We start from the raw sequence: 11,828 nt of genomic DNA, 5'->3' as shown, positions 1-11,828 counted from the left end.
GGGGATATCAAGCTGCTGTCGGCGTCGCACCAGTGGGGCGGGCCGTCGACGGAGCAGGCGACGAAGACGGCGTTCGGCAATCAACCGACCGATCAGCGTTTCAAATTGCACTACCCCGGCGAGGACGGAGACCTTCCCTCGGCTGTGAACAAGAAATTCCGGATAACGCTGGACGACGGTCGCGTGATCGAAGGCAAGACCGATGCGAACGGGTTGACCGACCTCGTCAAGGACGACGCGATGCGCATCGCGAAAATCGACTATCTGAAGCCGAAGCTTTGAGCGTGAATCCATCATGACCGACAACAGCTCGTATAACGTGGCCGCGCAAGGCGCTGCCGCGACGATGGCGTGCCGTCCCGGCGACCGTCCCGTGCAGATTCCGGCCGATAGGCCGGGCATCGTCATTGTGATTCATGGCGTGAACGATCCGGGCGGGTCGTTCGGGGCGATTGAGAAGGGGCTGTGCGATGGGCTGAATGATCGGTTGTCGAGGAAGGATCTCAGTTCCGGAAAATACGGCGCGGATTATCTAACCGCGGCGAAAAAGAAACAGCCAGACAGGAACGATCAAACCTACCTGAACGATCCGGAAAAATACCTCTACCGCAGAGAGGACGATACATCGACGCACAGCTTTGTCATCCCGTTTTACTGGGGATACCGCGCGTCGAACAACGAGATCGCAAAGCACCATGATGCAGGTGACGTGAAGAGCAAGCAGGAGGATCCAAACGGCTATCTGATGACGCGGGGCCAGTATCAAGACAAGAAAGGAAATCGTCTCGATAAACACTTCGCCAAAGGCGGTGGCTTCTTCGCGAATGCGACGAACAACATCCCCGACATGTACAACACCCACTTCAAAGCGCCCTGGAAAGGCAAGCAGGCGAGCAAGCAGGGGTTGGCGCCCAATTCGTCTTACATCGCGGACGCGCCCGAGCGCCGTTATTTCGTTCTCGCGGCGGAGCGGCTCGCGAATCTGATCAGCACCATCCGGGGTATTCAGGCGTCCGACGAGGCGAAGGCGGAAGGTTACGATCCGGCAAACGACACCATTACCGTGGTGGGCCATAGTCAAGGAACGATCATCACGTTGCTGGCGCAGGCGCTGCTCGCTCAGCGAGGCGAACGCTGTGTCGACTGCATCATCATGGTCGATAGTCCTTATGGTTTTCACACGACCGACATGAGCGAGCAGACCGGTCAGGCCAAGTTGAAGACCTTCATCGACATCGTCAACGAGGTGACGCAGAAGCCCTACTCGCTTCCCAAGCTGACCGACCTGCTGGTTGCGTGCGATCAGTCCGGCGGCCGGACGGGCAAAGGCTGGACGCCGGAGAAGGGCAAGCGCAAGGACAAGCTCGGTAACGAGGTGACGTTCAAGGAGCGCGATAACCGGGGTAAGGTTTATTCGTATTTCTGTCCTGAAGATACCGTGGTCGCGTTGAGCAACATCCATGGTATCGGCACCTTTGGCGTGCCTGACGACGTCGAAACAGAAACGTACTACCGCGATCCGAATCGCACGCGTCCGCAGCACTATAGCCAGAAGCTGAACGCGATGAAGGATCTGCAGGGTATGCGATTCTTCCAGCGCATGTGGACCCGCATGGAGCGCGATCGTAACGGCGACGGAAAATTCAAGAAGGTGCTGGTCGGGTTGGCGCCGGCGCGTGTGCCCGTTCGGGAGAATGCCGAACGCCTGTCGGTCGGTCCGGACACCGATGGTTCCATGCTGGGAACGGCAATCGTGTCGGGCACGAATATGGCGACGATGGACTCGCACACGCGCAATGAGATCCGCTATATCAATGGTGAGGCCCTGACGCCGCCTCATGAGCCGGATATGTACGCGGGTGAGGCGGTTCAGGGTGGACCCAAGCCCGGGCATGCGGACGTGGCGGGCAAGCTTGCTCCCGATGCGATCGAGCAGAATGTCGCGCTGGGCAACCAGTACGCGTCGTTCAAGTGGATCGATGTCGATACGACCATGAATCCGTTTGCGGATGTCGACCAGTACAAGGCACAGTTCAATGCGAGCAAGTCAGTCGAAGATCAGTCGCAGAACTGGAAGCTTGTACCCAAGACGGTCCTCCTTATGCCGGTTCCGGGTGTGTTCGTGATCCAGCGCGAGCAGACGCCGAATGAAGCGCGGCAGACGATGTCGAATGATGCGAGTACATGGGATGCGAATAACTACCACGGCGCTATTTTGCGGAGCAGCGAGAATCAGCGTTGGGTGACGGCGATGGATGTGGCTATCGGGCAGGCGGTGAGTATGGACGACAAGGATTGGCGTGCACTGCTGGCCATGATGGCGGACTGGAAGCTTGATTCCAAGATTTATAAAGCGTTAACCAATAACCCAATCTATCAAGCAGGAAAGTTAGATCAGAAGACAGCGAAATTGCTTGAGGCGAATATGAAGTACTACACGACCGGAGTTTTCCCGCCTGAGTCGGTTGTGTCGCTTGAGACGATGCCGCCATTGGTGACGAGCGAAACGGTTGCGCAGCAAGAGAATCCTCCATCTCCGCCTCCTGCGCCGGTATTTCAATTTGGGAATTACTCGGGATTGAAATAATGACAACGAGACCGCGTATCTGGCCTTACGTCGTCGCGTTCGCCGGGTTGGCATTGCTGTGGACGTTTCTTGTGATGAACCATTATTATCGAGCTTGGCAAACCACGGGCGAGGGAGCTTGGGACATGAGCAGCAATATCCGCAACGGCGTATTTATCCTGTTCGGTATCGCCATTGTGGCATACGGTGCAAGTTTCGCTTGGCTTCATCGTTCGCAGACAAGCGGTAGTGTGAGTACTAGAGATGGCACCCAAGGCGTTGTTTTAACCGAACCTGACGTAGCACACGGCATCCTTGCTCAAACCGGTCAGCGATTTGCGTTAGAGGTACGAGGGCTTTCCATTGTCGTTGGTACAAACTCTAGCGACGAGATCTGGCGGGCCATCGAGTCGAAGGCAAGCAACTTCGAGACGTATCGATCGCAGGATCCGAAGGATCATGCAAAGAGTTCGGATGAACGAATGACTCGCTTGGGGGTCGCGGAGACGGTTGCATTCGAGACGGGAGTTAAACGTGCCGTCGAGCGTTGGCCGATTCCCGTCTTCATCTGGGGGCCGCTGAAGGCAGCGCACTCGGGTCGTGCAGCCGTCGATATTTCCGACGCGAGACAAGAGGCAGGACTGGGTGCGACTCTGTTCCTCTGGCAAGAGGATTCCAATACAGATGATCCGATCGTAATGATTGAAAAACTGTTCGAGTTTTTCGATACGCATCCGGACGTACCTCAGGCTATATTGTTCAGCGAAGATGGCTCCATGTTGAGAAGCTTGCTGCAGACTCCTGGGGAAAAACCTTTACCTCGATGGGAATACGTTCCGGCGATCCCGGACAGCTACGAGGTGATGGTTGTGTCGCGTTCGGATCGCGTTGACAAACTGATTCGGCCGTTTGCGGTTGATGGCGTAAGCGGCGATGCCTCGGACGATGGCAAACTTTGGGACTACTACTGGGAAAAGAATGACGGCCAAGGCCCCGATGGATTCGCCGCATACTATCGTTCACATACCAAGAACGAGGGCGTGGGTCCTACTTGGGTGCCGGGCACAATGCAGGCGAGTTGGTGGCAACAACAGTTGCCTGCATTCTGGAAGGGCATCAGCAACAAGGGCCCAGGACAATTCACGCCTACGCCATATCTACCGATTCGCTGGACCGAAGGCCAACTGAAACAGTTCGACAACGCGCCGCTGATCGGCTATTTGCATCGACCGGTCGACGTCAAGTTGTCGAATGATCAAGGGCAACCGCTCAAGACTTCCGAGCAGGCCGAAGCGCTCAAGGCCGGTTGGACACAGGCGCTGCGCACATTGCCGGAGGGCGTTGTGCCCAAACGCGTGTTTTACGACACGAGCGGGGATCGTCAGTGGGCGATTCCGCTGACTCAGGCACTTGCCGGAGCGGGTAAAACGGCACCGGACCTGGGCGATGTGCATGAAGGTTACGACATAGGGCGGCGGATTGCCGATACGGGAGTGAGTTCGGCGATGGTCCAGATGGGGTTGGGGTTGATCGCGGGGTACACGGACGGTGCGACGAGTGCGACCGTCAGCCGTCGTCCGGACGGTCGAGCGACGATCATCATGGTGAGCCCGCCTTCACCCGAGCGAAAAGCGGAATGGGAGAAGGCGAACGGTAACGCCAATCCGTTTGATTGACCCGCCCGGATAGTTGCTTGCATGACGCCATAAAGTATCATCGCGACGGCGACGAAGCGTCGAAAGATGTCGTGTCGCGACAGACGCTCCCCGGCGTCGAAATCGAGGAGAAACGTCGATGGCAGGCACTTTGAGTCCCGGCAGCAGCGAGGTCGAAATCGTCGGCGCACCCGCGTCGCGCCCGAAGCCGCCGATCCCGGCAATCGTGCCGGCACGAACCGCGCTTGTCGTCATGCATTACCAGACCGACATTCTCGGGCTCTTTCCCTCGGTCTCGCAGGCCTTGCTCGCCAACACCCGCACGCTATGCGAGGCGGCGAGAGCCCAAGGCGTGGCCGTCTATTTCGCCCATCTCCACTTCAGCCCCGGCTATCCGGAAGTCAGCCCGTCGAACAAGAACGGGCAGGGGATCAAGCAGCTCGGCCTTTTCGTCGACGACCGGATTTCGCCGGAGCTGGACCGGCGGCCCGACGAACCGGTCATCGTCGCGCATCGCGCCAGCGTGTTCTTCGGCACCGACCTGCAGGCCCGGCTCGCAGCGCAAGGGATCGATTCGCTGATCATGGTCGGCATTGCGTCGACCGGTGTGATGCTGTCGTCGGTCGCGTATGCGAGCGATGCGGACTTCCGCCTGTTCACGGTGAAGGATTGCTGCTACGACCCGGATCAGGTGGTACACGACCATCTGTTTTCCACCGCATTCGAATCGCGCACCACGGTGCTGTCGCTCCCGGATGCCTTGCGGCTGCTTGCGTAGGCGCGAGGTGACTGCGCCGGAGCAAGCCCGGGCCGCGCGAGCGACGGGCGACGATCGAGCGATTGGGCCGATGCCATCCGCGCCTCGCCGGCGCCGGCCGGTTCAAGCCGACTCGGGTTCGTTTTCCGGCATGCCGAACCAGCGCGAGGCGGCCTGAACCGCCGCCTCGTGGTCGGGAGAAGCGGCATCGCCGGCCCAGGCGACGAAGCCGTCGGGGCGTACGAGTACCGCGCTCACCCCGAGGCGATTCGTCACATCCTGTCCGACATACGTGATCCGGTCGCGCCAGCGGTTCGCCAGTGCACGAAGCGGGGGACGCGCGTCGAAGTCCAGCAGCAGGCCTTTTCCCGTCGCGAGCAGCCCGCCGAGCGTCGTGCCGTCGATCAGCGCGAAATCGGGCGCGCTGCGGCCCGCCAGCGGGTGGCTGTCGCCGAGATCGTAGCGGAGCGCCGTGCCCCAGACCCTCTCGGCGAAATAGGTTGCGCCGTCGCGCGTCTCGATGAGGTCGCGGATGATGGCCTCGAGCGCGCGCGAACTCCGGCTCGGCCGCATGAGCGCGACTTGGGCGCGCGACCAGTCGAGTACCTGCGCGCCCACCGGATGCCGCTCGCTCGCATAGCTGTCGAGCAGGCCGGCCGGCGCGTCGCCGCGAAGGGTCGCGGCCAGTTTCCAGGCGAGATTCATCGCGTCGCCCACGCCCAGGTTGAGACCCTGGCCGCCCAGCGGGGAATGGATGTGCGCGGCGTCGCCCGCGAGCAGCACGCGCCCCTTGCGGTATGTCGTTGCGTGATGGGCGCGATCCGTCCAGGTGGTGGCAAGCAGCAGCGACGTCACGGTGACGTCGGTGCCGGAGACATGGCGCAACACCGTCTGCACATGATCGAGCGTGATCGATTCGGTTCGATGGAACGCGCCGCCATCGAAATCGACCATCGCGATAGTCCCGGGCTTCTGGAAGGTGTACATGCCCGTCGGCGTGTAGTGGCGGCCCGGCTCGAGCGTGTCCTGATCGGCCAGTTCGACCTGGACGGAGTAGCCGGTGAATTCGGGATCGGTGCCGACGAACTCGAAGCCGCCGGCCTTGCGGATCGTGCTGCGTCCGCCATCGCAACCGACGAGCCATCGTCCGTGAAAGACCTCGCCTCCGGCGCGAACGGCCACGCCGTCCTCCGACGCGTCGAAGCCTTCGACGCCGAGGCCGTACCGGATCTCGACTTCCAGCGCGGCGGCGCGCGCGGCCAACACGGTTTCGAGATGTTCCATCTCGACCGCCATGCTGGTGCCTGCCGGGCCGGGCAGGCGATACGGCCACTTCGAGGTGTCGATGTTGTCGTGATGGAACTGGATGCCGGCGAAGTGGCCGCCCGGGCGGCGCGCCTGCTGCATCCAGTGCGGCGTATTCTCCGCGCCGTCTTTTGCGCGTTGCGGCGCCGCGATCTCGTTCAGCAGGCCGCGCCGGTAGAAGGCTTCGATGGTGGGCGCCGACAGGCCGCGCAAACCGAACGGAAGCCGCTTCAAGGGAGAGCTCCGGTCCCCGGCCTGTTCCAGCACCAGCACCGAGCGGCCGGCGAGGCGCAGCTCGCAGGCGAGAAACAGGCCGACCGGGCCCGCGCCGGCAATCACGACGTCATGGATCAAAGTGGATTCCTTTCAGTGTCTTGACTGCTGCCGTGCGGCGTCGCGGGAGGTCGGGGTCTTGCGGGCGATGAGGGGCGGGCAAGTCATGAGGTAAGCGGCGCGCCGCCCGCGCGGCGGCGCTGCAATTTTTATCGTATCACCCGCATGTGATCGGTCAATTGAAAGGATCACGGGGTGGTCTCCATCCTGGTTCGTCTCAGTTTGCGCTGCCGCCGGAGGCCGCCGAGGCGGACGCCGGCGTGGCTTGATCGGCGGCCGGAGCGATGGTGCCGGGTTGTGCCGGGGATGCGGACCGGACTGCGGGGGCCGGTGCCGAAGCAGGGGCCGGAGCAGGCTCAGATGCCGAGACAGGCGCAGACACCGAAGCAGGCGCAGACACCGAAGCAGGCGCAGACACCGAAGCAGGCGCAGACACCGAAGCAGGCGCAGACACCGACCCAGGCACCGACACCGACCCAGGCGCAACCGCCGAAGCCCCCGCCGCTTCCACTCCCGCCCCCGGCAGCGCATTCGCCGTCGGCACGGCCGGCGTATTCAGCTTGAGCGGCGCCCCCTCGGCCGTCACGGCGGGCTCGGGCAGCGGGACGACGGGCTCTTTCTCGGCCGCTTTCGCCGCAGCCTTGTCGCGGCGCGCCGGATCGATCTTCAGGAAGTGATCGACCAGATTGAAGAAACGTTCGTAGAACACGCCGGCGGGAATCGTCTCGCTGGCGATCTTGACCATCGCATCGTCGCTCGATCCGATCGGCAGCGACAGCGAGCCAAACACGCTCAGACCGACGCTTGCCGACGTGTTGGTTTTCTTCAGCGAGTAGCGGTCCTGCACCGCGTTGACGTACGCGATGCTGGATGCGCCGTCCGAATCCGCATCCGCGCAAACCACGTGGAATTCGATGACGACGTGCGAGTCGTTGCTCGGCTGGAAGTTCTTGCTGCCGTCGACCGCATCGGCGCGCGCGAGGTTGGTGATGTAGCCCTGGCTCAGCAGCGCGCGGCGCGCGGCCTCGCAGGTCGCGGTCGCCCGTTCGTGGAACGTGCGCGTATAAGGGCTGCTCGCCGCGTCGAACTGCTCCTGCTGGTAGAGCGGCTTCGGGGTCGACGAGCAGGCCGACAGCGCGATCGCGATCGCGGTCGCGCACGGAACGGAGAACAGTCGGAATCGGTTGTGCATGGCGTATTTCAAGAGGATCGGCCAGAGGGTGAAGCCTGTCGGTCGACCCTGTTTGACGCGAAGGGTCGGCCACCGCCGATCGGGTACTGCCGCTTGCGTGAATCGACGTCGCTGGCGCGCTTCGCGCGGCGGCTCGCCCGTGATCCGGGGCGGCGCGGCGTGGCACGGCTGGCCGCTATTATAGTTTCCTTTGGCGGCGGCCCGGCCCGAGTTCCGATATCGTATCGGCGCGCCGCGCGGCGGCGACCCGCTCGCCGGCCCGCCGGGAGCAAGCCGGAGCGGGCGCACCGGCGGGGCGGCCGGCACAAGACCGGCACAAGACCAGCACGAACCGGCCCCTGCGGCGACGGCCGCCTGGCGCGGCGCGCCGGGCCCTCAGTTGAAGCGGTGATCGAACTCCAGCCAGAACGTCCGGCCGTACGGCATGTAGTAGCCGACCGTGTAGTACGGCCATCCTCCGGACGTGTCGTGCTTCACGGTGTTCATCAGGTTGTTGACGATCAGCATCAGCGACGAGTCCTTCGTGAACTGGTGCGCGACGCTCAGATTCGCGAGCGCGGTCGGCGTCAGATATCCGGTCTGCCCGGCATTGGGCACCTTGCCGTACCGTTCGACCTGCAGCGTCGACGTCCACTTGGGCAGCGACCAGGTGAGACTCACCATCAGCTTGTCGGGCCACTCCGGGTTGCCGGTGGGATTTTGCAGCGAGTGCAGCAGATCCTGCACGGGGCCGTTCGCGTACTGCTGGTACTTGTGGCTCAGTACCTTCGTGTAGTTCACGGCCCATAGGAAGCTGCCGTAGCCGCGCACCCGGTAGCGCCACTTGCCGCCCAGGTCGAAGCCGCTCGTGCGCTCCATCGCCGCGTTGATCGGGTTGACCAGGATCGTGTTGATCGCGCCGGGATTGAGCACTGCCGTCATCGGGTTGCGGATCACGCGGCGCAGCGCGTCCTGGCAGTCCGCCGAATTGGGATTGGCCTGGCCCGAGCGGCATGCCGCCTCGGTACGCAGCAGATTGTCGGGATCGATGACGGTGACCAGGTTGTCGATGCGGATGTTGTAGTAGTCGGCCGACAGGTCGATGTCCGGCGTCGGCGCCAGCACGAAGCCCGCTCCCCACGACTTGCCGTTCTCGGGCTTGAGATTGTTGTTGCCGGTCTGCACGTAGTTGACGCCCGGCGACACGTTCGCGAATTCGCAATTGCTGATCGGCTGGCCCGCCTGGCTGCAGCGGTAGTAGTCGGTCGTGCTCTCGTAGTAGCCCTTGGTCTTGCCCTGGTAGATGTAGTTCATGTCCGGCGCGCGAAAACTCGTGCCGTAGTTGCCGCGCAGCAGCAGCGTGCGCAGCGGCCGATATTCGAGGCCGAGGTTGTAGGTCAGCTTGTCGTTGCTGCGGCCCGCGAACGTGTAGTCGTCGTAGCGGGTCGCGACGCTGGCGTTGAGCTGGCGGAAGATCGGGATCCGCAGCTCGAACGCGGCGGCGTAGCGCTTGCGGCTGCCGCTCACGCTTTGCACGTCGCCCGCGTTGTAGTACGCGCCCTGGTTGATCAGCGGGTCGGGCGTATTACTGAAGCCCTGCGTGCCGTACTCGAGCACGCCCGCCGCCTTCACGGCGCCCGCCGGCAGCGTGAACAGGTTGCCGTTGGCGCTCAGGCTGACGGTCTGCGTCCACGAATTGTTCTGGCTCGACGATTGCGCGTACAGCGAACTGAACTGGGCCGGCGTGAGCGGCGTCGCGAAGCGGCCCGGATCGGGCGAGTAGATCGGTACGCCGCCCGCGGTGGTGCCGAGCTGCGGGCCGAGATAGTAGTTGTCGATGCCGGACAGCAGCATCGGCCGGGTTGCGCGGCTCTGGTAGCCGGAAGCGCTGTACGCCAGTTCGTAGTTCCAGCTGCTGTCGAGGATCGTGCCGCGCACGCCGGTGATCAGGTTGCCCGCGCGGTCGTCCCAGCGCCGGTTCCAGGTCGACGCGCCGCCGATTTCCTCCGGCGCGAAGCGCTTGCTCCAGACTTCGTTCGCGCCCGTCGTCTGATTGAAGAAATAGCCGTCGCCGGTCGCGACCGACGTCCAGCTCGGGCCGCGCGTGTTGTTCTCCGTCTGGTTCCACGCGACCGACGCCGAGCCGAACAGCGTCGCCTGCGCGTTGAGCCGGTACTCGAAGCCGCCGTACAGGTTCTCGCTGCTGTTGCTGGTCTGCGTGGTCCAGAACGCCGGCTTCGCATTGCCGCTGCCGCAGTATTTGCCGTTGACGGTCGACGCGGTGCCGCCGAACGCGCCGATGCCGCTCAGTGCGCCGCATGCGCCGGGCGCGCCCAGGTAGGCCCCGGTGTCGAGATTCTGGCGCGACCAGATGCTGGTCGGCAACTCGCCGTTGAGCGTGGACGACGCCATGAAGTCCCGCTGCGACGACCAGATCGGATTGGTCCGGCTGACCTCGAGGCCGAACACGGTGCTGAGATTGCCGAACTCCTTGCCGCCCGTCACCTGCAGCCGCCCGTTCGCGCCGCCGCCGCGCTGGGTCGTGCCGCCCTTGACGTTCACTTCGACGCCGTCGATGTGCTTCTTCATGATGATGTTGACGACGCCGGCGATCGCGTCGGAGCCGTAGATCGCGGAGGCCGCGCCGTTCAGGATCTCGATCCGGTCGATCATCTCGGACGGGATGTTCGCCAGATTGACGAAATTGACGTTGCCGTCGTACGCGACCGGATAGTCGGCGACCCGGCGGCCGTCGACCAGCACGAGCGTATGGTTCGGGCCGAGGCCGCGCAGGTTGATCGCATTCGCGGACGGCGTGAACGTGTTGCCGTAGTCGGCGCCTTGCGTGAAGCCGGTGTTCTGCGTCTGCTGTTCGAGCGCGTCGAACACGTTCCGGTAGCCCTTGGATTCGAGATCCTGTCCGGTGATCACGGTGACCCCCGTCGCGCCTTCCTTCTCGGAGCGCGGAATTCTCGAACCGGTCACGACGAACTTGCGCAGCGTGGCGGCATCCTTGGCCGCCGTGCCGCTCGCGGGCTGCGCCGCGTCGGCGGCGCCGGCCGTTGCCGGTGCGCTGGCCGCGACGGGCGGCGGGACCGGCGAGGTTTCCTGTGCGCTGGCCTGGTTGCCCCCCGCCAGCAATGCGATCAGCCCGAGCGAGGCCACGCGTGCTTGTACTGAGTACAAGACGTTGTTGTTGATGGTCATGATGTCGCCGACGACGAACGCGATGTAATTGTTGAATGGAGGTGACGCCGGACCGGTGAGACGTGACGAGGCAGGTGCTTGGCGAGCCTGGTTTTTTTGACGGGTGCCGCTGAAATTTTTCGTAATTTATAGAGTCGGCGAAAGCGGGGTCAAACAATCTTTGCTTATATCGATGTGAGGGAGCCGGGGGCAAATGGCGCTGGGCGCTTTGTATAGAACAACATCGCATTTAGCGGTGCGGCAGGCTCATGTATCGTGGGCTCCCTGTCGGGCGGGCCGCGGCGATGATCGATCGTTGCCGCCGGCCGGACGCGGGAAGCGGCGGGCGATGCGCGACGCGAGTGCCGGAATGGGTCTGGTCGAGGTGAACAGCGATGCGGTGTGATGAATTGAGCGACGACGAGTGGGGGCGGGTGGAGCCGCTGTTGGACGACGAGCCGGCGCGGCGCGGACGGCCGCGCGCGGAGGCGCGCAGGGTGGTCAATGCGGTGTTGTGGGTCTTGTCGACCGGAGAGGGCTGGGGGGCGCTGCCCGAACGGTTTCCATCGTCGCCGACTTGCCGCCGCCGCTTCGAGGCATGGCTCGCCAGCGGTACGTTCTACGAAGTGATCGGGCGATTGCGCGACGGCGGACGGCGGGTGTCGCTGGACGGCCGGATCGGCCCGACGGCGGCGAAGCCGCTCGCGCTGCCGCGTTGCGATTCGCCGTATGTCTTCGCGTGCCGCGCGCCGGCTTCTTGGCGCGCGCCGGTCAAGCAGGAGTAGCGCCGCGCGGCGCATGCCCGCGGGCTTGGTGGTGGGGTTTCCGGGCGCGGCGTGGGAGCCGGCGTTCATG

Annotated in this window: 6 protein-coding genes and 2 pseudogenes; 5 read left to right on the top strand and 3 right to left on the bottom strand. The window is 63.5% G+C overall.

What is annotated here, in order from left to right; genetic code table 11:
* The 4 genes and pseudogenes from RZR99_RS28135 to RZR99_RS28120 form a co-directional block, all read left to right on the top strand.
* Nucleotides 1–282 (top strand): annotated as a pseudogene (locus RZR99_RS28135) (type VI secretion system tip protein VgrG); the annotation flags it as partial.
* 13 nt (nucleotides 283–295) lie between these two features.
* Complete coding sequence (locus RZR99_RS28130; RefSeq protein ID WP_323123049.1) at nucleotides 296–2,587, top strand: T6SS effector phospholipase Tle3 domain-containing protein; 2,292 nt, start codon at nucleotides 296–298, stop codon at nucleotides 2,585–2,587.
* 125 nt (nucleotides 2,588–2,712) lie between these two features.
* Nucleotides 2,713–4,242, top strand: coding sequence for a type VI lipase adapter Tla3 domain-containing protein (locus RZR99_RS28125; RefSeq protein WP_323123048.1), 1,530 nt, complete (start codon nucleotides 2,713–2,715; stop codon nucleotides 4,240–4,242).
* 118 nt (nucleotides 4,243–4,360) lie between these two features.
* Nucleotides 4,361–4,999, top strand: coding sequence for an isochorismatase family cysteine hydrolase (locus tag RZR99_RS28120; protein WP_323123047.1), 639 nt, complete (start codon nucleotides 4,361–4,363; stop codon nucleotides 4,997–4,999).
* Between the two features lie 102 nt (nucleotides 5,000–5,101).
* Here RZR99_RS28120 and RZR99_RS28115 read toward each other — a convergent pair whose 3' ends face one another.
* The 3 genes and pseudogenes from RZR99_RS28115 to RZR99_RS28105 form a co-directional block, all read right to left on the bottom strand.
* Nucleotides 5,102–6,637 carry an FAD-dependent monooxygenase gene (locus tag RZR99_RS28115; protein ID WP_323123046.1) on the bottom strand — a complete coding sequence of 512 codons (1,536 nt, stop codon included), beginning with the start codon at nucleotides 6,635–6,637 and terminating at the stop codon, nucleotides 5,102–5,104.
* A gap of 202 nt (nucleotides 6,638–6,839) precedes the next feature.
* Nucleotides 6,840–7,808, bottom strand: a pseudogene (locus RZR99_RS28110) (DUF2242 domain-containing protein); the annotation flags it as partial.
* A gap of 375 nt (nucleotides 7,809–8,183) precedes the next feature.
* Nucleotides 8,184–10,994 carry a TonB-dependent receptor domain-containing protein gene (locus tag RZR99_RS28105; protein WP_323123044.1) on the bottom strand — a complete coding sequence of 937 codons (2,811 nt, stop codon included), beginning with the start codon at nucleotides 10,992–10,994 and terminating at the stop codon, nucleotides 8,184–8,186.
* A 389-nt stretch (nucleotides 10,995–11,383) separates the two neighbouring features.
* Here RZR99_RS28105 and RZR99_RS28100 point away from each other — a divergent pair, with 389 nt between their 5' ends.
* Nucleotides 11,384–11,758: a transposase gene (locus tag RZR99_RS28100; RefSeq protein WP_323123043.1), complete on the top strand. Its 375-nt coding sequence runs from the start codon at nucleotides 11,384–11,386 to the stop codon at nucleotides 11,756–11,758.
* Nucleotides 11,759–11,828 lie beyond the last annotated feature (70 nt).

This window comes from Burkholderia alba (assembly GCF_034721475.1).
Classification (GTDB): Bacteria; Pseudomonadota; Gammaproteobacteria; order Burkholderiales; family Burkholderiaceae; genus Burkholderia; species Burkholderia alba.
The sequence above is the reverse complement of the archived record's forward strand: the minus strand, read 5'-3'. Positions and strand labels throughout refer to the sequence as shown.